17 protein-coding genes are annotated in these 20,560 nt (G+C 42.4%); 8 read left to right on the top strand and 9 right to left on the bottom strand.

All coding sequences use genetic code 11. From position 1 onward, the window contains the following. Positions 1–134: 134 nt before the first annotated feature. Positions 135–1,865, top strand: a complete 1,731-nt coding sequence (locus CKO50_RS09735; protein WP_095727997.1) for a hypothetical protein — start codon at positions 135–137, stop codon at positions 1,863–1,865. Between the two features lie 74 nt (positions 1,866–1,939). Here CKO50_RS09735 and CKO50_RS09730 read toward each other — a convergent pair whose 3' ends face one another. Next, positions 1,940–4,168: a TonB-dependent receptor gene (locus tag CKO50_RS09730; protein ID WP_095727996.1), complete on the bottom strand. Its 2,229-nt coding sequence runs from the start codon at positions 4,166–4,168 to the stop codon at positions 1,940–1,942. 137 nt (positions 4,169–4,305) lie between these two features. On the opposite strand from CKO50_RS09730, the gene CKO50_RS09725 reads away from it, so the two are divergent. Next, on the top strand, positions 4,306–4,776 hold the full coding sequence (locus CKO50_RS09725) for a DUF4920 domain-containing protein (RefSeq protein ID WP_095727995.1): 471 nt from the start codon (positions 4,306–4,308) through the stop codon (positions 4,774–4,776). A gap of 3 nt (positions 4,777–4,779) precedes the next feature. Here CKO50_RS09725 and CKO50_RS09720 read toward each other — a convergent pair whose 3' ends face one another. From CKO50_RS09720 to CKO50_RS09700, 5 genes are all read right to left on the bottom strand, one after another. Continuing rightward, a complete protein-coding gene (locus CKO50_RS09720) occupies positions 4,780–5,268 on the bottom strand; it encodes a hypothetical protein (protein WP_095727994.1) in 489 nt (162 codons plus the stop codon). Between the two features lie 112 nt (positions 5,269–5,380). Continuing rightward, entirely contained in the window at positions 5,381–6,061 is a 681-nt protein-coding gene (locus CKO50_RS09715; RefSeq protein WP_095727993.1) for a hypothetical protein, read from the bottom strand. A 360-nt stretch (positions 6,062–6,421) separates the two neighbouring features. Continuing rightward, the gene (gene phaC, locus CKO50_RS09710; protein ID WP_095727992.1) at positions 6,422–8,188 is read right to left on the bottom strand and encodes a class I poly(R)-hydroxyalkanoic acid synthase; all 1,767 of its coding nucleotides are present in this window, start codon (positions 8,186–8,188) and stop codon (positions 6,422–6,424) included. Positions 8,189–8,250: 62 nt separating this feature from the next. Next, a complete protein-coding gene (locus CKO50_RS09705; RefSeq protein ID WP_095727991.1) occupies positions 8,251–8,598 on the bottom strand; it encodes a phasin family protein in 348 nt (115 codons plus the stop codon). Between the two features lie 101 nt (positions 8,599–8,699). Then, positions 8,700–9,449: an SDR family oxidoreductase gene (locus tag CKO50_RS09700; RefSeq protein WP_095727990.1), complete on the bottom strand. Its 750-nt coding sequence runs from the start codon at positions 9,447–9,449 to the stop codon at positions 8,700–8,702. A 215-nt stretch (positions 9,450–9,664) separates the two neighbouring features. On the opposite strand from CKO50_RS09700, the gene CKO50_RS09690 reads away from it, so the two are divergent. Then, positions 9,665–10,207, top strand: coding sequence for a hypothetical protein (locus CKO50_RS09690; RefSeq protein ID WP_095727988.1), 543 nt, complete (start codon positions 9,665–9,667; stop codon positions 10,205–10,207). A 177-nt stretch (positions 10,208–10,384) separates the two neighbouring features. On the opposite strand, the gene CKO50_RS09685 is transcribed toward CKO50_RS09690, so the two are convergent. Then, positions 10,385–11,902, bottom strand: coding sequence for a winged helix-turn-helix domain-containing protein (locus CKO50_RS09685; RefSeq protein ID WP_095727987.1), 1,518 nt, complete (start codon positions 11,900–11,902; stop codon positions 10,385–10,387). Between the two features lie 138 nt (positions 11,903–12,040). Here CKO50_RS09685 and CKO50_RS09680 point away from each other — a divergent pair, with 138 nt between their 5' ends. Further along, positions 12,041–13,468, top strand: a complete 1,428-nt coding sequence (locus tag CKO50_RS09680) for a serine hydrolase domain-containing protein (RefSeq protein WP_095727986.1) — start codon at positions 12,041–12,043, stop codon at positions 13,466–13,468. A gap of 120 nt (positions 13,469–13,588) precedes the next feature. Here the strand turns inward: CKO50_RS09680 and CKO50_RS09675 are convergent, their stop codons facing one another. Together CKO50_RS09675 and CKO50_RS09670 are read right to left on the bottom strand one after the other, a co-directional pair. Next, on the bottom strand, positions 13,589–15,217 hold the full coding sequence (locus CKO50_RS09675) for a methyl-accepting chemotaxis protein (protein ID WP_095727985.1): 1,629 nt from the start codon (positions 15,215–15,217) through the stop codon (positions 13,589–13,591). 463 nt (positions 15,218–15,680) lie between these two features. Further along, positions 15,681–16,199, bottom strand: coding sequence for a hypothetical protein (locus CKO50_RS09670; protein ID WP_095727984.1), 519 nt, complete (start codon positions 16,197–16,199; stop codon positions 15,681–15,683). A 358-nt stretch (positions 16,200–16,557) separates the two neighbouring features. On the opposite strand from CKO50_RS09670, the gene CKO50_RS09660 reads away from it, so the two are divergent. From CKO50_RS09660 to map, 4 genes are all read left to right on the top strand, one after another. Continuing rightward, positions 16,558–16,932, top strand: coding sequence for a rhodanese-like domain-containing protein (locus tag CKO50_RS09660; RefSeq protein ID WP_095727983.1), 375 nt, complete (start codon positions 16,558–16,560; stop codon positions 16,930–16,932). Positions 16,933–17,130: 198 nt separating this feature from the next. Further along, positions 17,131–19,404: a TonB-dependent siderophore receptor gene (locus CKO50_RS09655; protein WP_095727982.1), complete on the top strand. Its 2,274-nt coding sequence runs from the start codon at positions 17,131–17,133 to the stop codon at positions 19,402–19,404. A 180-nt stretch (positions 19,405–19,584) separates the two neighbouring features. Further along, positions 19,585–19,785 (top strand): ParD-like family protein, encoded by a 201-nt coding sequence (locus CKO50_RS09650; RefSeq protein ID WP_095727981.1) that lies wholly within the window; start codon positions 19,585–19,587, stop codon positions 19,783–19,785. 1 nt (position 19,786) lies between these two features. After that, positions 19,787–20,557 carry a type I methionyl aminopeptidase gene (gene map, locus CKO50_RS09645; RefSeq protein ID WP_095727980.1) on the top strand — a complete coding sequence of 257 codons (771 nt, stop codon included), beginning with the start codon at positions 19,787–19,789 and terminating at the stop codon, positions 20,555–20,557. Positions 20,558–20,560: the final 3 nt, after the last annotated feature.

Raw genomic sequence — 20,560 nt, 5'->3', positions numbered from 1 at the left:
ATAGCGCTGCATTTTTGGACATGCAATTGTCTTTATGCAACGACCTCTGACGCGCGCAATCGTTGCGGTTCGTAGGGAAGAATAAATTTACCACGTGTTTGGCTATGTTCCGTGGTGATAACAAGGATCACATTATGAATACAAAACTTCTCGTTGGCTTAGGTGCTGTGGCTATTGCCGTTGGTGCTTATGTAACCACTCAATCATCATCTTCTTCAAGCATCGCGATGGAACAACTGGAATATGTTCCGGCTGATACCGCTGTATTTTGGGGGCAATTAACGCCTTTTGAGCAACAAAAATATTTGTCTTTTATGCCTGAAGCGCTTCGACAGGTTCAAAATATCGAAGAGATAACTGGGTTGCTTAGAAAAGAAAATGATAAGCACTTGGACTTTGTAGCAACGCTACTAGAGCAATACAATCTAGCGATGACATCCCCTGAACAAATGAAAGCTATCTTAGGCATGGGTGATACGGTCAGAAGTGTATTCTACACAGTTGGTTTGCTGCCAACATTGCGCTATGAACTGGCGGATCCTGAGGCTTTTCAACGTACGATAAAAATGGCTGCAAAAGATGCCGAAATCACATACCAAGAAGATACGCTTGATGGTGTCGCATTAACGCGTTATCAGCTTGAGTTCGCGCCAGAAGCTAAAATTGAGCTTATCACATCCGTGCAAGGTCAATGGGTAACAACAACATTTAACACGCCAATTAACACCGAAGCGGATTTAAAAGTTGCTTTGGGTATTGCCAAACCAGCCCAGTCACTGGCGCAATCTGGCAAACTTGAGCAATACAATACGCAGTTTGGTTTTGATGGTTCGTCAATTGCGTTTCTGAACCATGTGGCTATCGTCGATGGTATTACTGCAAACAAGCAGTCTGATTTGACTCGTATGTTAAATAATCTATTGCAGCTAGGTGGTGGTACTGAGAAATTAGCAGCGGTACGTGCTCCAGAGTGTCAGGCGGACTACAGCGAAATCGCCAATCTGTGGCCTGCGACGGTATTGGGTACCAAGAATATCAAATTTACAAATTCCGCAATCGACTTTGAAGTTGATACTGTGGTGGTGGGTAAAGATGCTGAACTGATGAAAGCGCTTGGGTCTATCCGTGGTTTTATTCCTGCGCACGTCACCAACGGCGAAGAGAAAGTGCTAGGGTTTGGCTATGGTGTTGATGTTGCAAAAGTTGCACCGCTTGTAAACACCCTTTGGGGCCGCTTTACTAAAGCTGAATTCAAGTGTTCTGAACTCGTTGCACTACAGCAGCAAGCGAAACAAAACAGTCCAATGGCTATTGCGATGATGACAGGCATGGCGAACTCGGTTAAAGGCGTGAGTGCATCCGTTTTTGATCTTGTTATGGAGACAAACGACCAAGGCATGCCAGAACCTAAAACGTTTGATGCTCTAGTCACATTGTCTGCCGAAGATCCTTTAGTACTTGTTAATACGGTAAAAGGCCTTGCACCTATGCTGGGTCAAATTCAAATCCCAGAAGATGGTACTCCGGTTTCAATTAACCAGTACATTCCATCTCCACAGCCATTGGGTATGGATATCAAGTTGGCGGTTAAAGGCGATCACTTAGTGTTGTTTACGGGTGAAAAGGCGACAATTATTGCTGAGAAACTGGCAAACCAAGCGTTAGAAACTAATGGCATGACGCATTTCAGCATGGATATGCAAGCGTTTTTAGCACCAATATTAGAAGCTGCAAAAGCGACTGGTCAACCAATGCCTGAAGGTATTGATGCACTTTTACAGCAAAATATGGTGTTTGAATTTAGTATGGATGTGGCAGATCATGGCCTTGTATTTGGCACTGATATGAAGCTGAAAAAACTATAACGAGCAAAAACTAAAATGATGTTAAAAATGCCGACTTTAAGTCGGCATTTTTGTTCTAAACCACATTTGCTTTGTTAAAATTGGTAGCTCACTGTCGCTTTAATGTTTCTTCCAAGCTCTGCGGGGTCGTTCGCTTCACTTGCTGGCGCGCGCAAATAACGCTTATCTGTTAGGTTGTCTACACCAAGTCGGGCAGAAAAGCCTGATAATACTCCCTCGCCTTGATATTTTACGTTGAGGTTGTAGATAGTATAGGTACCGGTACCGTATCCGCGTGTGATGAGATCTTCGCTAAGGCGCTGTTGAGCTCTGTAGTGTAATAATTGAAAACCCAGATTTAAATTATTATTCAATTGATAATTGGTATTCCAGGTAAGCTTATCTGCTGGTGCTTCAGAATATGGTTGGCGTGTATGGTCAATGGTGCCTAAAAAGAAATTAGGTACACCGACGACATCCATATTCATAGAGGCGTACCCAAGGTAGATGTCTAATTTTTTAAATGAATACTGTGCTTCAACTTCAATACCATGACTGAATAACTTGCCGATGTTTTTCGCACTATAATCACGGTGTGTGGCGACAGGGACACCATTGCTAGGCTTAGGACCAGGTGAGCCGAGTTGCTTATTGCCGCTTTCATCGATGTAGTACATAAAAGGCACATTGTCGATGTAATTATCTACCTCACTATCAAAGTACATGGCTTTTACGCTGAAATTATCGGCGAAGGATAAGTCCTGCCAACTCAAACCAAAACCAACTTCGTAGCTTTGAGAGTCTTCGGCTTTTAAATCTGGTTGCGGTTCGCTAAAGCAAATTTTTCCACCAATATGGCATCTCCATTCGTCTTTTTTATACAACTCTTGGAGCGAAGGGGCTCGAAATGCCTCTGCGGCTTTAGCGTAAAAATTAAGATAATCAGCGACTTTAAAGGTTACTCCCAACTCGCTAGAGAGTTCAGAATCATCATTATCGGAATAGGCGACAAAATGATTACTTGAGCGGGTGTATTTATCGAATCTTACACCACCTGTAAGGAGTAATCTCTCATTTAACAACTGACTTTGATCGATAATAGAAATAGACCAATTCGAGGCATCGCTATCGCCATAGTAAGTTGATTTATCAGCAGGGTTTTCGTCCCATTGTTGTTGATCGAAACTTTCGAACTCGTACTGCGCTTCAATGGCTAGCTTGTGCTTTATCTTACCGTTGAAAGTAGCCAAGTTAGCGACTCTCAGACCTTTACGCGTACTCTCTCCATTTTTCTCACCGTCATAGTTAATTTTGTTGCTGCCGCGTTCAATATAACCTTTGGTGATTTCATCATAGGTCTTGCGCGCAAAAAATGCTTGCACATCTAGGTCGACCAACTCGCTAGCCCCTTGATATGTATAGTTGAGCATTCCTTCTAAATAGTCATTTTTGTAATCTTCAGCAAGTGTGGGGTAGGCCAATGCTAAATCGATGCGTTGGGCATACGGCTGATCGATTGACTCGGTTTTACTGTAATCAATTTTACTGCTCAAAGTATGGTATTCATTAATGTACCAAGTATTTTTAAGCGCGAGGTTTTGACGTTTTGACTGATTCTTTATTTTATTGATCTGCTGGATATTATCGTCTTCTGCGGCTTCGGTGTCTGCCACAACATCAATATCGTTAAATTCCACTTGGCCAAGAGACAAGACTGTATCACTGTGATCATTCAGGTGAAATAGACTAACGTTAATATCATTGGCATCCGATACAGATAAATGGGTGACCGAAGCTTTGCCGCCAAAGCCATGCTGATCATTTAGATAATCGGCAGCGTTCTTGGTAACGAGACGTATACTTCCCCCGATGGCTCCAGAGCCAACGGTTAAAGAATCAGCACCTCGTAATACTTGCACTTGCTTCAATTGATCTGGGTTTATTCCCAAAGAGTTAATTTGTGCGATATTTTGGCTGCCGTCTGAATCAATCTTACGCTTCACATTGTCTACAGAGATGTGTATTCGTTCGCCGTACAATCCCCGAATAGCAGGTTGCCCAGAGAGCGGCGTCACGCTACCAAATAATTCAACATTGGGGAGAGTCTTGAGTAATTGGTTTAAATCGGATGCTTGTTGCCGTGCTATTTGCTCTTCCGTTAGCGCTGAAACTGACGCGGCAACATCATGGTTCAATGTCGCTAATTTATGTCCCAACACCTCAATTTTTTCAATATCGGAATTGGTCGACGAAGGCGCTTCAGCATATGTATTCCAGCCGCAGAACGTTGCAAGAATGGATAAAGAGAGAGTAGAGAGTTTCATATTATTAATCCTTAATGAAAATAGTTACCATTTGCAATTGCGGGTGGATATTAGTTGTTATAAGATCTAATTGCAATAAATAATTACTTATAGTTATATAGATAAAGATGTTACTAATCTGACTTTTAAGGAAAAATATGAAGATACACAATTTACTCTGTGGTTTAGGTATCACACTTCTAGTATCAACGGCTGACGCTAAAACAATCGAGTTTGGCGGCGGTGCGAACATGAACAAGCTTGTTGCGGCCGCAGATGTATTGAAAAACTCGGAGCCGTTTACGGGAAGTGAAATCACGCTGTCAGGTGAAGTGGTAAAAGTGTGCAAAAAGCGTGGCTGTTGGATGACACTGAAGGTAGATAATGGTGAGGAAATAAACGTAAAGGTACGGGATGGCGATATGGTTTTTCCAATGTCAGCCATTGGCAAGCGCGCTTATGCGACTGGTGTACTTGAACAGTTCGAGCTAGATATTGAGAAAACTAAGCGTTATTTGGCCCATAGAGCGCACGAAAACGGTGAAGCGTTTGATGCAAGCAAAGTCACTGAGGGAATGAGTCTAGTTAGGCTCAAACCGGATGCGGTAACGATTTTAGAAATGCAATAAACGTTATTTCACAAGTACGGCGTACTCGAAGTTTGTACGCTGTGAATTTGGACTGATCACCACTTGATAAGTGTCAGCGCCAAGCGTCACATAATTTACTTTGCCGACTTTAAGTGGCTTTGGTGTACTATCTAAGTCCATGATCCAGACACCTGTTTCCGTATCCGGAGCTAAGTTTATTAAGGTTCTACCTGCGTTATTTGGAATATATAAAGCGGCATTGCTACTTTTACCCCAGATGGCTTTGAGTTTGTGGTTTTCCGACACCAATGTGTAATCCGCAGGACCGGAAGGGCGCATATCGGTCTGACGTTTGACTTCACACTGTTCACATTGAATTGAGGGAGCTGATAGGTGCGTTTGCAGCTGCCCATCAAAAATGATGCCTTCTGAAGCAATTCTCCACAAAGATTGGCCCTCGCCCAGCTGGTGGCATCCCGACATCAATAAGGCTGAAAATAGCAGGCTGTAATGTTTGTTGAAAATAGGCACCGGATCACCAAAAGAAAACTAGTTAAACCGGTACAAATAGTAGCTAATCTTTAGCGCCAATATAAGGCCTTAACGTTAACGAATGTAAAAGGTTACTTCTCAATTATTAAGACTAACTGCTACAGCCGCTGCCACAACTTGAGCCACTATTACAACTTGAGTTTGAAGAACTCGACGAGGAGGTACTGCTGTCGCCACTGTCCATTGACGTACACCCGATGTGCCCCGCATAGGTTGTGCTGCTGGAGTCGCCTTTGGCAATGGGCTCTCGAAAATCAGTTGCCGAGTAGTAATAGCCATTTGGAATATTAAGTAAGGCATCCAGCGCGAATAATATCGGTAAAGCAGCTGGCTTGCGCGGGGATATGCGCTCGATGCTACAGCAGGCTCTCCATGTTTTACGCAGACTGAGTTGAGCTTTGTTTTTCCCTTTCATTGCCTCAGATGGACAATGATGTAAGAAACGGTCAAAGGCCTTATAGCAAAAGGAATGATACTCTTGTGTGTGTAAAATAAATTCATGCCACAGCGCATCGACAACCTGGGAGGGCATAGCTAAGGATTGATCTTCGAGCAATAAGTTCGCTTGGAAAAACTGCTTAAGGCCCAATTCAACCTGTGTCAGTTGCTCATTGGTAAGTTCAGGATAATGTTGACTGAGTTTGGGTCTTAAATGCGTGAGATCGTAATCTTGAATAAAACTACGTCTACGCGCCGTCATTTTTACTTTTTGATATTGTAATACACCAACAAAGACCACAAATACCGCAACAAGTAGAAGAAATCCAATCATGTTATTTCCCTATATTTTTGCGTCCTAGACTGACCGAATGTGTAGCGTGTGTCAATAACGGGAAATATTAGAAGCAAGATAGCTTGCCTCTAATTGATTTGATTGTAAGTTTCTTAAATAACCTGAGGTTTGGATTAGGAATGTTCCAACTCATTGCTTCTAAAGAATAACTTGGTTTTTTCCTTGTCTAGCCAGAGAGTTTTAGGGAAAACACCGCTTCCGCGTCCTGCTCTCGCTAAGGTACCTACATCCTGTAGGCAAGGCGAATTTACGCACCAATAGCTGGCTATTGGAAGTGAATTCAACGCAGTTAGCGCTAAAACTGGCTGCTAGAAAGGCATTAATTATCCGCAGCTCAGGTTAAATACTCTGTTTGACGTATTCTCCGGGAGCATCGTAAATCCCCGGTTGTTCATCACTTTGCGCGGCACGGGCTGGAACTTGCTCTGGGTTTATTTGATGTAACCACTGTGCCCAATGCGACCACCATGACCCGCTTTCATGCTTTGCTGAGGCAAGCCACTCAGCGGGGTTTTCGTGGTCTTGTCCATCAAACCAATAACCATATTTGTTTGCACTTGGCGGGTTGACCACTCCGGCAATATGACCTGACTCCCCAAGCACAAAAGTGAGCGGGCTGCTGAGTCTTTTGGTGCCCTCAAAAGTGCCTTGCCACAGCGCAATATGATCGTCACGGGTAGAGAGAAAGTAGACAGGTTGTTTTACTTTACTGAGGTCAATTTTAGTGCCACGAATACTGACAGACTTATCTTCAATAAGCTGATTATTGAGATATAAGTCCCGTAAAATAAAGTTGTGACAGGCCGCTGTTAGGTTCGTGCTATCACTATTCCAGTAGAGTAAATCCAAGTCGGCGGGCGCTTTGCCTTTGAGGTAATTATTGACGAAGTAGTTCCAATACAAGCTATTTTCTCTCAGCATACTAAAAGAAGTACCGAGCAGGTTTCCCGACATCATGCCATTTTGATTATTGTACTGTTCTAGCGCACTAATGGTGGGCTCATTGATAAAAGCGCCAAGCTCTCCTGGCTGTGAGAAATCTAAAATTGTGGTCAGCAAGGTTGCACTTTTTACTCTTTGTTTGATGCGCTTAGCAGCAATATAGGCCATACAGGTAGTGAGTAGAGTACCGCCGATACAATAACCCACAGTATGGATTTGCGTTTCGCCTGTTTGCTTTTCAGTTTGCTCTAAAGCACATAACACACCGTCTACGACGTAGTCGTCAAACGCAATATTTGCCATGCTTGGATCTGGGTTTTTCCATGACATCATTAACACGGTATACCCTTGTTCAAGTGCCCATTTAACCATCGAGTTATCTGCTCTCAAGTCCAAAATATAGTATTTATTAACAAATGGCGGCACGATAAGCAGGGGAGTCCTGTGTACTTGCTCCGTAGTCGGATGATATTGGATCAATTCAAACAAGTGGTTTTGGAATACCACTCTACCCGGTGTACAAGCTAGGTCTTCTCCAAGTGTATACGCATTTTCATTGGTCATGCTGACTCGGAGCATTTCAGTACTTTTGGCTAAATCTTTTTTTAAGCGCGTCAGGCCATCGAATAGATTCTGCCCGTTACTTTCTAACGTCAGCTTAAGTAATTCAGGGTTGGTTGAAACAAAGTTGCTCGGTGATACTGAATTAACGGACTGTCTTGCAAAAAACGCTAATCGCTCTTTAAGTTTTGGGTCGAGGCCTGGAGTATTTTCAATGGTGTTTTGTAGTGATTGTCCAAACCAAAGATAGCTTTGTTTAAGGTAGTTAAACCAAGGATTTTCTTGCCAATCAGGATCTACAAAGCGTTTGTCTCCACGCTCTGGGCTAATAATGTCTTCTTTATCATCGGTAGTTTGTGGCATAAAACTGTTTTGAAAAATTGCAAACTGCGTTTGCCACCACGCATTTTGCTGTTTAATAAAGGTTTCCGGTTGCTGATTGAGTGCACTGAGCCAGCTTTGTAAGTCGGCTTGGTTTTGCTCATTTAATGCATTTTGTAATGGATTCTCTTTACCAAAATTTGTCGCTGCGAGCTGCCATAATTCTTGGTTATATTGCCACCACGCAGTTAACCCTTGCTCAATATTTGCTTGAGTGCCCATACAGGTAGATCCTTTGTGTTGTTTGAACGGGTAAGGCGACTTAAGTCGCCCAAAATTGCAGGTTATTGCGCTTTCGCGGTTTTTAGGGTTTCTTTGCCAAGAGATTCTAAACTGTCTTTAAATTCTTGACCTAATTGAGAAAGCTTTTGACCATCTTGGATCATCTGTTGGCTTAGAGCGTTTAACGCGTTCACCTGACTTGCGTTAAAATCCATCATAGATTTTGCATCTTTGATTTCAGTCGCTTGCTTTAGCTGCTCAATGGATGTTTTAGTGATCTGCTCAGCCGAGTGCAGCTGAATTTTAGATAGTGCTTCGATGTTTTTTGCTACGATTTGGTTAAACTGTACCGCTGGTGCAAAGAATTGCTCAGTTTGTTCGTTGAATGTTTTGAATAAATCGCTGTACATGGTCTTTTCCTTGTTATCGATTAAATTAACACAATGGATGATAGTGATCAGTTAGCACCACCTAACATCAGGTACAGCTCGCTCCCTCGGTGGTATTTAGGTTATTGCATATATAGGCCGCCATTGAGCGACAGGGTTTCGCCAGTAATGTAACCGGCTTCTTTTGATGCTAAGTAAGCAACCGCAGCTGCAACTTCGTCAGGCGTGGCTAAACGTTGCATCGGTACTTGTGCTTTTATGCTATTTAATACGTCTTCACGCATGGCGCTTACCATAGGCGTTTCTGTGTAGCCTGGTGCTACTGCATTGACGGTGACACCGCTTCTTGCACCTTCATAGGCCAGCGCTTTGGTAAAACCAATCATGCCTGCTTTTGCGGCGGAATAATTAGCCTGCCCAAATTGACCTTTTAGGCCATTAACGCTGGAGATATTAACGATACGGCCTTGCTTATTTGCGCACATTGCCGCAAAGACTGGGTTGGTCATATTAAAGAGAGAATTTAAATTGGTGTTGATCACCTCGCTCCATTGCGCGTGGGTCATTTTTTTAAACGCTGAGTCGCGTGTGATCCCGGCGTTGTTTACGAGTAGATCGATATTATCAAACTCTTGTAGGACTTGAGTCATTGCGGTGTGGCATTGCTCAGCATTAGTCACATCCAAGAATAAAGGTTTTACTGCCGCTGGGTTTATTTGTAGCGTGTTAAGCCAGAGGTCAAAGTCGGCTTCATTACGCCTTTCGCTTGCTATCGCGACAACAAAAAAATCTTTTTCAATGAGTGTTTTCGTAATAGCAGAACCAATCCCACCAAAGGCACCGGTTACCACCGCAATTTGTTTGTTTTCCATAACGCTCCCGCGAAAAAAGAGGCTATACCAACATACTTCCTAGCCGAGTTAGCTTATCGAGTATTTTTGCTGGTATTTATGACAAATTGGTCGCGAGTTGATGTCAGTTTGAAGACAGCGGAAACGAAATTAGGAACACACAGCATAAATTTAATTAAGTTTTTTCCAGTTTTTCAGATATATAGCAAACAGTATCTATCCCAAGGAGCGAAAAGATGGATATGAGAATACACCCCAGCTATGTAACACCACCTATAAAAACAACTGTGCCAAAGTCAAAAGATTCGACTCAAGCTGAAGCTCATCAAGAAAATGTGCAATTGAAAAGCGACACGGAAGAGCAACAAGATGTACCTATTATGCTTTCCAAGGAGCTCGATAAAGAAGCTGCCGAGTATAAAGAAGACAATGCGGTATTCAAAAAAGGTTACGAAGATTTAGAAAAAGCAATGGATCTCATTCAAGCGCAAATTCAAACACTTCAGGCGCGAATTAATAAACTGATGCAAGATCGAGGGCAGCGTTTTATGAAAATAAACCATCAACAGGATACCGCTCCCGATGAAGAAAAAACCATTGTAGAACATGTAGGAAGCAAAAAGTACCGCGATAATACGACGATCGATGAAGTAAAAGAGCTTGAGAAGCAGCTGTCAGAGTTTAAGGGTCAAGAGGCAGAAATGCGTATCAAGATGCTAAAGATGATTTTGGCGGAGCGAGAGCGGTTAGAAGAGCTTAAACGTAAAGGAAAACTGTAGAAATCAATAACAATTCAAGTGCACAAGAGGCGTCAGCGAGTGTAACGCCCGATGGTAAATATCTGTTTTTTAACCGTACCACACCTTCAAGAGATGCTGATATTTTTTGGGTTGATGCTCAGGTAATCGAAACGCTAAGACCTGCCAATTAACTTATTGGCATACAGCGCACAGTGATTACTTCGGTGTGCGCTTTATTCTTTTCTTTAAGTTAGTCAGAGCAAGCTGCTCAACAATGTTATCTAAAAAGTGAGCTTGAGCTGCCGTGATGTTGAAGGGCAATGCTTTAAACCTAAACTCGTCACTAAATCCCTGGTCAATAGCCTGTTTGAAATAGTTCTGAGCCTTGTCATTTTGCTGATGGTAAAGGCTGATGAGGCCGAGGCTAAAGACCAATTCAGGGTCTTGGTTGCCGGTCTTTATCTGGTTGGCAATATCATTGGTATATTTACTTATTGATTGATGCTTAGCAGTGAGGAGTGACAAGTATAATTGACTGAATAATGCATATCTACCGTGCTTTTCAACAGTCAGCGCTAAAACATTGGCCGCTTTATCATGATGATTGTTACTTAGATAAGAAAGGGCTGCGAACCAGTTTAACGTCTGAGTATTTGGCGCGGCTTTGGCTAATAGGTTAAGGTGTTGGATGGCTTTTTTATGCTGCGTTTGTTGCTGCAAAAACTGGACGTGTTCTAGTTGTATCCAAGGAGATCCCTTTACTTCAGGGCTGGCGTTGATAAGTACCTTGTTAAACCAGTTGGCCATATGCATTTTGCGCAGGCAGTGGAGGTAGCTAGCAACCACCTTGGGCTCGCTGGGAGAAGCCTCATAAGCTTGGCGTGCTAGTGGGTATGCATCAATGGTATTGCCTTGCAAGAGGTAGGTTTCGGCCAGATGTGACTTTAACAAAGGCCAATTAGGTGTATTTGCTATGGTGCCATTTAGAAGTTGTTGTGCTTGATGGTAATGCCCTTGAAGAGTATGGACTTGAGCCAAAAGCAGATTTGCCGATGGACTATCAGGTGTTAAGTCCAGCGCTTTTTCTGTATTGATCCGGCTTCTCGTCAGCGCGTCTGCAACCTGATTAAATAAGTTATAGTCGTTCAATAATGCTCGACTCAAGCCCTTATAACTCTCATCTACATCTTGTGATGTTGTGATGCTTTGCTGATACAGCGCTATCGCCCGTAAATTATCTTCTAAAGTTTGTCGGGTAAAGTGCTGCTGGGCGATGCTCAATGTTGCGTCATAGCTTGTTGAAGAAAATGGTGACGTAAAAGGGGAGTGATATATACCGATAATACACGCCAAAGCTAGGCCGATACTTCCGCTGGCTAGAGTCGTAAATCGCTTTACTGCTGGCGCTTGCGGTTTATGATTTATCTTATTAACGGTTGCACTAAAGCGGTATCCGAAGCTGCGTTCAGACACGATATATTCTGGTTTATTGGCATCATCTTCAAGGAGCTTTCGTAGCCGTGCTATTTGTTTTTTAATCGCATCATGAGTCACGACTCGACCAAGCCAAACTTGTTGTTCTAATTGCTGGTGGCTCACAAGGTGAGGTGCATGCTCAATCAGGTTCAGCAACAATCTATGCGCAAGCGGTGTCAGTACATGAGATACATCGCGATGACTGATGGTGCGAGAAGATACATCAAAGTCCCATTTTTGATTCAACTGATACTGCAAGTCATAAATCCTGTATTTTCTATTTTTTTGATTTAAAAGCTTTTATTTATTCTGTCACGCAATGTCACCAAAGCACACTGGCAAGCCAACATTAGATACGTAGAGTAAGACTCGTCATAACAATAAACAAGGATTTACATGAAAGCATTACCCCATTTACTGTTATTTTTATGCCTGTTTTCTATGCCCGCTCAGGCGACGACTCAACTGCAAAAACAACTAGATGACTATATCGCGCAGTATCACCAAATTAAAGAGTTTGATGGTGCCGCTTTGGTTGCTCGAGGATCTGAGGTGTTACTGCAGCAAGGTTATGGATTTGCCAATGTAGAGTGGCAAATAGCAAATCAACCCAACACTAAATTTAAGCTAGCATCAGTGACCAAGCAGTTTACGGCACTTTTGGTATTACAACAGGTTGAGAAAGGAAAGATTGAGCTTGATGCCAACATTTCCAGCTATTTACCCACATACCGAAAGGATACGGGAAACCAAATTACCATAAGGCAGTTACTTAATCACACGTCAGGCCTACCTGATGTGTTTAAACACCCTGAATTTCGTCAGGTGCAAAGTCACAACCCTTATAACCGCGATGAGTTTATCGACCATTTCTGCTCAGGAGACTTGTTGTTTGAGCCGGGCTCTGCGTTTCGTTACAGCAATGCCGGTTACACTATACTTGGACGTATCCTTGAGCTTGTGAGTGGAAACAGCTACTGGCAACTACTTGAAAAGCAAATATTAGCACCGTTAGATATGAAAGAAACGGGATTTGCCGATCATAAGCAGGTAATTAAAGGCCTAGCGAATGGTTACGATACCACGTTAAAGGGGTTCAAACATGCCGACTTTATTGACATGACAGTGCCTTTTTCCGCGGGCGCAATGTATTCAACGGTGCAAGATATGTATAAGTGGGAGCGTGCATTATACACAGATAAACTATTAACGCCTGAAATCAAGAGATTGTTATTTACCCCTTCCAAACACAGAAATTACGGATTTGGCTGGGAAATCACCAACAAAGGAGATGACGGTCAAATTAAAACGCTGGTTCACCATGCCGGTGGAATCCCAGGGTTTGGGGCTAAGATTGCAAGAGTATTGGAGGACAAAACGGTTATTATTTTACTGGATAATACAGGCGGGGCACCATTGACACAGATGGTTGATGGCATACTTGAAATCCTTGCAGGTAAAGCTACAGCATCGCCCAAGTTAAGTCCATATCGGCTGCTTTTTGCAACGATTTTATCTGACGGTGTTGAAGTTGCGATTAAAAGTTATCAGCACCAAGCTCGTGCGGGGAAGGGGTTAAGTGAGCGCCAACTAAACCGCTTTGGGTATCAATTATTGGAAGTCGGTTATTACGACGCCGCAATTGAATTTTTCAAATTGAATGTTGCGGCACACCCAAAAAGCGCGAATACCTATGACAGTCTCGCTGAGGCGTATCTCATTAAAGGAGATAAAACCAATGCACGTGTTACTTACCTGCAGCTATTGCAATTAGATAGTAACCATGAGGCGGCTAAGAGATTTGTAGAATCCGTCCTAAAGTGAGCGCTGCAATCAACTTTTGCTATGTCTGTCCGAGCATAGCTTTCTGATGATAGAGTGCTTCAATTATATAGCGCCTAGCGGTGACCTTAGCTTAAGCGCTATTAATTTCGTAGGGTTACCTTAGAGCGTAAACTTGTCGACTTGCGACTTTAAGTCGTGGGCAAGTTTACTCATTTCATTACACGCCGTCGCGGTTTGGTTGGCGCCTTCGGTCATTTCAACAGCCGAGTAATTGATAGTCTCGATATTTTTGTTCAGCTCCTCTGAAACCACAGATTGCTGATGACAAGCTGACGCGATCTGTGTACTCATGGCTGCGATGCTATCAATTTGAGATTCAATTTGATGGATCATATTGCCAGCGACTTCTGATTGCTCAACGCAAAGTGCAATACCTTGCTCACAGCTCTTGGTTGCCACGCCGGTTTCCTTCGACTTGGTTTGTAGGTCATTGACAATTTCGACAATTTGCGTGGTTGAATCTTGAGTGCGCTGGGCCAGTGAGCGAACTTCATCCGCAACAACAGCAAAACCACGTCCTTGCGCACCAGCACGAGCAGCTTCAATAGCAGCATTTAATGCTAATAGATTCGTTTGCTCCGCAATTTCTCTGATTACGTCAACCACCACATTAATATTGTGTGAGTTTTTCTCGAGGTTGTTGGCAAGTTCACCTGCAGATGTGACTGTTTGTGCAACGTCTGAAATATGATTAATATTTGATTTAAGTGCGTCGCTGCCTTCTCTGGCTTTTTCACTCGCCTGATTTGCTGACTCAGCGCCCATTTCTGTACTTTTAGCTACTTCACTAATCGCTGCTTGCATTTGTGTCATCGCAGATGCGACGGATTGCAGTTCATTTTGTTGTACATTCATACCTTGGGCATTTTGGTAAGAAATGGCATTAACTTCTTCTACCGCTGCAGTCAATTGAATGGCAGAGTCATTGATCATGGTGATTAAGGCGTGTAACTGTGAACGCATTTTTTCTAAAGATTGGGTCAATAAACCGAGCTCGTTTTTACCCGTATCTTCAACGGCAATCGCGTGATTTAGCTCGCCACGGGCTATCTTACTCGCAAGATCCACGGATAAAGCAAGCGGTGTCTTAATCGCTTTACTCAAAAGTATGCAGATAATGACTATGGTTACTGCAACGAGTAATCCAGAAATCGCTAAAGTAAATAAGGTGCTATTAACTGCTGATATAGCCGAGCGCTCAGAATTTTCAACACTGCTATCATTTAATGCTTCTAGTTCACTAAGCTCAGACATGGCGTTGGCAAACACTGGATAGCTATCCAAAATAATACGATTTGCTTCTTTTGCGTTGCCACTTAGGATAAGGCTTTCGTAATGATAAGTCGCATTGACGTATCGCTGCCAAGCGGTAATAAACGCATTGAACAGTGCCTTTTCTTCTTTGCTGACTGGCAATGATTGATAAAATGCTATCTTGTCATTCAATGACCTCTTCAGATCTCTTAAAATAGCGAGCCAGTTATGTACCTCTGAGTCTTCAGGGTTTAACGCAGTACTAAACTCATCTTTACGTATTGTTGCTAAGTCAATTTTAATGTCTTTGATAGTTTCCATCGATGGAATGCTGGTTCTGACTATGTAGTTCAGATTAGCGTTTACTTCTTTCATTCCTTGGTAGCTCATCAGACCTACGCAAATGAAAATGACAAAGAGTAAGGTGAAACTTAACGTTATTTGGTTAGAAATAGATAGTTTTTTTAACTGCATTATTGAAGCTCAATGAATTCATGGATGATTGATATTTAAAGGGGCGGTATTGTATTTGAAAAGCAGGAGATATTAATAATTAAATGTTTTTTGCCAATGTTTGCAGTTTGTATTATTTGTTGATTAAATTTTTTGTTTTAGCTTTTGGTATTTTTGAGTGAAAAATCAACGTGGTTTTTTATTCTTTTTTAATGGTTTTATTTTGTTAAAATGCACTTAAGTTCGGGTATGTCACACTGAGCTGATTGTATTTTTTTTGTTTAACTGTATGATTTTGTTATCACTTATTTTTTAGTGGATGAAATGGTTGCTGAATTTAAGTGAATAAAAATTCAGCGTTAATTTTAATTGTGAAAATTGGCATAGTACTCAAAGAGCAGAACAATTCAGTAAAAAAAATCGTCAGCTGCGACTAAAGCCATACTCAAATGAACAAAAGTTAAATAGTGATGAGCAACAGATATTAGGTTTCGTATCTTTTATCGCGTTGCCTAGTCATTTCGTCTCGCACCATCTGGAGCATCTGTTGTTTTACATTTGCATATTGTGCTTTAAGCTCATCAAGTTGACGGGTTAAGACCTCGATTTGTTTTTCAGTCTCTTTATCGCGATATTGTTTGGCACCAGTATGTTCGTATCTGAGTGTATTGTCGTGTTGTGAAGGAGTATCGGTATTACTCTCATCGGATATTTTCATTGTTCGTTGCAAAGGCGCTTTCATCAATTGGGAAATAAGCTGCTGTAAATGCTCTACCTGATCCTTTAATAGGGCTTCTGATTCTTCTAGCGCTTCATATTGCTGTTTAAAATTTGGGTTGTTGTCTTTGTATTTTTTTGCCTTTTTGTCCATAAACTCAGTCAATATGGGTTCATTTTCTGGTTTTTCTTCCTTTTCTTCAGTCGAGTGGCTTGTGGCGGTTGATGTTTTGTTGTTTGCGTTTAGTGCGCCGGCAAAGTGATGTGGTTTTATTTGAATCTCCATAACGTTATCCTTGTTATCTCTACTTTTCACTGTATCGGAGTATTTTCTAATTTCTTTAGTTGTTTAATTAATTCCCGCTAAGCTAACAAGGTGCGAATATAAAGAATCTGTGAAATGAAGGTATGGTTGGTTATTAGTATTTGTTTTTAGCTACAATAGCTTAGCTAAAAGTGAAGACGAAGTTTCATGAGGGGAAAATGGTATTACAAGGGGTAGAATAAATGCAGCAGGTATTAAGGTGACGGATAAGATAATATGAACTGCGAATCCTGATGGTACATTAGGTTTGGCAGAGTAAGCAAGAGGCCGACAAGTGGCAAATGGTATTTAATGGATTATACAAAAAAGAGGCTAAAAAATGAGAAAACTGATTATTGGCTTTATGTGGTTTGTTAGCAGTGTTTGTCATGCACAATCGGAAACAATCACTCAGCAAGCGCTGACGGTAAATCAGATGTCTACAGACGCTTATACCATAGTGGACGTACGAAGCCCTGAAGAGTTTGCAGCAGGACATATCAAAGGGGCAATAAACATTCCTTTTAACGAGATTGAGACGCATCAGCAAGAGTTAGCTAAGCTGACTGATACGACACTCGTTGTGTACTGTCGCTCAGGGCGTAGGGCAGACATCTTTATTGAGGCACTGGTGCCAAAAGGCTACACCTTAAAACACCTAGAAGGTGATATGAATAAGTGGCTGGCAGAGTCTTTACCTGTGGTGAAAAAGTAGGGGCTCCCTACTTTCTTGAGTTAATAGTAGAGAGTAAAAACAAAAGGTAAACGGCAAAGTTAAATAGGACTTGGTCGCTGGCACGTTTGAATAGCACTTAAAATAACTTCATATAACTAAAAAAGGGACTTGAAAGAATGGTTAATATAAATGATAATCACTATCGTTTTCAAAATGAAGTTAATTTAGGGAAAAACGATGCGCTCTTCATCTCCACGTACACTAAACAATTCTTTAAAACTCTCTCTTTGCGCCACTTTTGTGTTGTTCTCACTACACGGCAATGCACATGCCGCTGAAGTCGCCGATGATACACTAGCTGCTGATGCCGCGGGTGATGGCAGGGCTCAAGAGCTTGAGCATATTTATGTGACTGGCACGAGTGTAAAAAATTACACCGAGTCTTCGAACAAAGCAGCATTAAAAATGATTTTATCACAGCGTGAAACGCCTCAAGCGGTGACCGTTATTACAAATCAAATGATGCAAGATTGGCAAACGGTTAACATTGATGAGATCTTGGAACATGCAACTGGTTTTTATGCAAAGCGCGGAGCGAGTCTTGATAGGACACGTTTTTCTGTACGTGGTGGTGATGTCAATTTAATCCAAATTGACGGTGTTCAACAGTTTCCTGGTGGCCGAAGACCGAATGTAAACGGGGATGCAGTTGCTTATGAGCGCGTAGAGATTGTACGTGGTGCAAATGGTTTATTAACTGGCGTTGGTGATCCAACCGCGACCGTAAACTTAGTAAGAAAACGTGCAACAAGCGATGAGTTTAAGGGCAGCGTGGCGGTTTCGGCTGGTAGTTGGGATAATTACCGCGCAGAGGTGGATGTGGCGAGTGGGTTAAACCAAGAGGGCAGTATTCGTGGCCGCTTTGTTGCTGCACATTATGAAAGAGATTCTTACATTGAGCGGTATAGCCAGGAGAAGACGTCCATATATTCTACCGTTGAAGCTGATCTGACCGATTACACCTTATTGCGACTCGGTGTGGAATATGCTGATACTGCTTCAAAAGGGGCGATAAATAGCCACTCTCAACCTTACTTTTACGCTGATGGTAGTCGCTATCAGGGACGCCGTGGTGACACTGGGATGACGGCAAAATGGAGTAGCTGGCCAATCGAAGAGTACACCTACTTTGTTGGCCTTGATCACGCGTTTGAAAACGATTGGCAACTCCATGCAATCGCGACTTACAATACCATTGAAATGCAAGGTGGACAGCTCTTTTTCGTCTATCCTGATGGGCCTATCAACCCAGATGGCAGCAGCGATAATGGATTCGGTTATAGTGCTGTCATAAGTAGCTCAGAAGATGAGCAAAAGACAATAGACTTGTCACTACAAGGCCCGGTAGAGCTATTTGGTCGTACGCACGATGTTATTTTCAGCTACAACCAATTCAAGCGAGAGCGTACGTCATTTGGTAATGAAGCTGACCAAACCACTATTTCATTAGAAGGATTAAATTTTCACGATTGGACTGGTGACGTGCCGCGTTATCCGTTTAAAGATTTAGGTCGTGATAGTTTGACGGTAACAGACTCTAATGGTGGATTTGTGGCCGTGCGTGTTAACCCGCATGATGATGTTAAACTTATTGTTGGTGCTAGGATCACCAATTGGGAGTACGATATTGACCTTTATGATCCTAATAACGGTAAGTTTCTTCGTAACCGCTATCATGAAAAGGTGGATACAGAAGTCACGCCATATGCTGGGGTCGTGGTTGATATTAATGAACAATATAGTGTTTACGCAAGCTACACAGAGGCATTTCAGCCGCAAGCCTACTTTGATATCAACGATAAAATGCTCGACCCAAGCACCGGCGAAAGCTATGAGCTAGGGGTAAAAGGTGAGTTACTTGATGACACCTTGAACTTTACGGCGGCGGTGTATCGTAATGTTGAAAATGGGCTTGCGATTGTTGATCCAAACTACCCAGACAGCTATCTAACTCCGCAGGGTAATAGGCCGTATATTCAGCGCGGTGAAGGCGATACGACAGAAGGCTTTGAAGTTGAATTTACGGGTTCTATCAATGAGCACTGGAATATCAGCTTAGGGCTGTCAAAACACAAAACTGAATCAAAAGACGGCAAAGAGCTATTAACGGATCAGCCCAAAGAGCTGATCAACCTGTATACCACTTATGACTTTAGCGAGTTTGTTGACGGCTTTACTGCTGGGCTTGGAATTAATTGGCAAGGTAGCTTTTATGCAATACCACAAAGGCCATTGCCGGGCGGTGGTAGTGAGGCGTACAAGATCACACAATCTTCCGGTGCGTTACTTAATTTAATGGCAAGATATGAAGTGAGTGAACAACTTAGTGTGTCGCTTAACTTCAACAATCTACTGGATGAAAGTTACTACAACAGTATTTCATCTTGGGACGGTTATGTAATGCACGGCGAACCGTTCAATTGGCAATTAGGGATGCGTTATAGCTTTTAATCAGTCAACCTAAGCTTGGGTGACTTAAGCTTAAAATACGGAGTGCACCGCCGATGCGGTGCATTTTTTTGCCTCAAATTTTTTGCTTCAAAATAATAAGCAAATTGGCATTAGATTTTGCATTGTTCCGCAACTTCGTTATTATATAAAGCATATATGATTTGTATATGGTTTATATAAATGGGTATCGTAAAAATTTCAGATGAATTACACGATGAGATCCGTGAAGCGAGCACTGTGATGTCGCGCTCAATCAATTCACAGGCTGAGTTCTGGATTAAAATTGGGCGACTTGCCGAGCGCAATCCAACACTTACGTTTACAGAGATCATTACGGCAGAAATGACGCGAGTGAAGTCACAACAGACAAAAGGAAATTGAGATGCAAGAGGTTACCTTCAAAACTGCAGATGAAATCCAATTGATGCGGGAAAGTGGGCGATTGCTTACGCAGGTGTTTGACTATATTGAGAGTTGGATTGAGCCCGGAATTTCGACGCTAGAGATTAATGACAAAGTGCACAACTTTATTGTTGATGAGCTTAAAGCGCGTCCTGCCAGCCTTGGTCAATATGGTTATCAGTTCGTCCTTAATAGCTCTGTGAACGAGGTCGTGTGCCATGGTGTGCCGAGTAAATCACAAATCTTAAAGTCTTCGGATATTGTAAATATCGATATTACGCTTGAGAAAAATGGCTTTATCAGCGACTCCAGCAAAATGTACGTGATGCCAGACGCATTACTCCCAGCCAAAAAGTTAGTGACAACGACTTACCAAGCGATGTGGGCAGGGATAAAAATGGTTAAACCTGGGGCGAAACTTGGGGATATTGGTGCAGCTGTACAGCAAGTGGCTGAAAAAGCTGGTTACAGTGTAGTACGTGAGTATTGTGGTCATGGGATCGGCAGAGAAATGCATGAAGCGCCAAATGTATTGCACTATGGCAAAGCAAATACCGGGATGACGTTAAAGCCGGGGATGACCTTTACCATTGAGCCGATGATCAATCAGGGAAGCGCAAAAATTAAAACCAAAAAAGATGGCTGGACTGTGGTAACCCGAGATAAAAAGCTATCGGCGCAGTGGGAGCATACGGTGCTGGTAACAGATGACGGTGTTGAGGTGTTAACCCTAAGAGCGGAAGAAGCGTAAGCA

It is taken from the genome of Pseudoalteromonas sp. HM-SA03, assembly GCF_002289345.1.
Taxonomy (GTDB): domain Bacteria; phylum Pseudomonadota; class Gammaproteobacteria; order Enterobacterales; family Alteromonadaceae; genus Pseudoalteromonas.
Note: the sequence above shows the minus strand (reverse complement) of the source record. Positions and strands in the feature narration are given on the sequence as shown.

Bases quoted from the DNA above. Each gene is read 5' to 3' on its own strand.
- CKO50_RS09725 (WP_095727995.1), top strand. From the start codon at position 4,306: ATGAAGATACACAATTTACTCTGTGGTTTAGGTATCACACTTCTAGTA.
- CKO50_RS09700 (WP_095727990.1), bottom strand. From the start codon at position 9,449: ATGGAAAACAAACAAATTGCGGTGGTAACCGGTGCCTTTGGTGGGATT.
- CKO50_RS09660 (WP_095727983.1), top strand. From the start codon at position 16,558: ATGAGAAAACTGATTATTGGCTTTATGTGGTTTGTTAGCAGTGTTTGT.
- CKO50_RS09680 (WP_095727986.1), top strand. From the start codon at position 12,041: ATGAAAGCATTACCCCATTTACTGTTATTTTTATGCCTGTTTTCTATG.
- phaC (WP_095727992.1), bottom strand. From the start codon at position 8,188: ATGGGCACTCAAGCAAATATTGAGCAAGGGTTAACTGCGTGGTGGCAA.
- CKO50_RS09670 (WP_095727984.1), bottom strand. From the start codon at position 16,199: ATGGAGATTCAAATAAAACCACATCACTTTGCCGGCGCACTAAACGCA.
- CKO50_RS09650 (WP_095727981.1), top strand. From the start codon at position 19,585: ATGGGTATCGTAAAAATTTCAGATGAATTACACGATGAGATCCGTGAA.
- map (WP_095727980.1), top strand. From the start codon at position 19,787: ATGCAAGAGGTTACCTTCAAAACTGCAGATGAAATCCAATTGATGCGG.
- CKO50_RS09735 (WP_095727997.1), top strand. From the start codon at position 135: ATGAATACAAAACTTCTCGTTGGCTTAGGTGCTGTGGCTATTGCCGTT.
- CKO50_RS09655 (WP_095727982.1), top strand. From the start codon at position 17,131: ATGCGCTCTTCATCTCCACGTACACTAAACAATTCTTTAAAACTCTCT.
- CKO50_RS09705 (WP_095727991.1), bottom strand. From the start codon at position 8,598: ATGTACAGCGATTTATTCAAAACATTCAACGAACAAACTGAGCAATTC.
- CKO50_RS09730 (WP_095727996.1), bottom strand. From the start codon at position 4,168: ATGAAACTCTCTACTCTCTCTTTATCCATTCTTGCAACGTTCTGCGGC.
- CKO50_RS09690 (WP_095727988.1), top strand. From the start codon at position 9,665: ATGGATATGAGAATACACCCCAGCTATGTAACACCACCTATAAAAACA.
- CKO50_RS09715 (WP_095727993.1), bottom strand. From the start codon at position 6,061: ATGATTGGATTTCTTCTACTTGTTGCGGTATTTGTGGTCTTTGTTGGT.
- CKO50_RS09675 (WP_095727985.1), bottom strand. From the start codon at position 15,217: ATGCAGTTAAAAAAACTATCTATTTCTAACCAAATAACGTTAAGTTTC.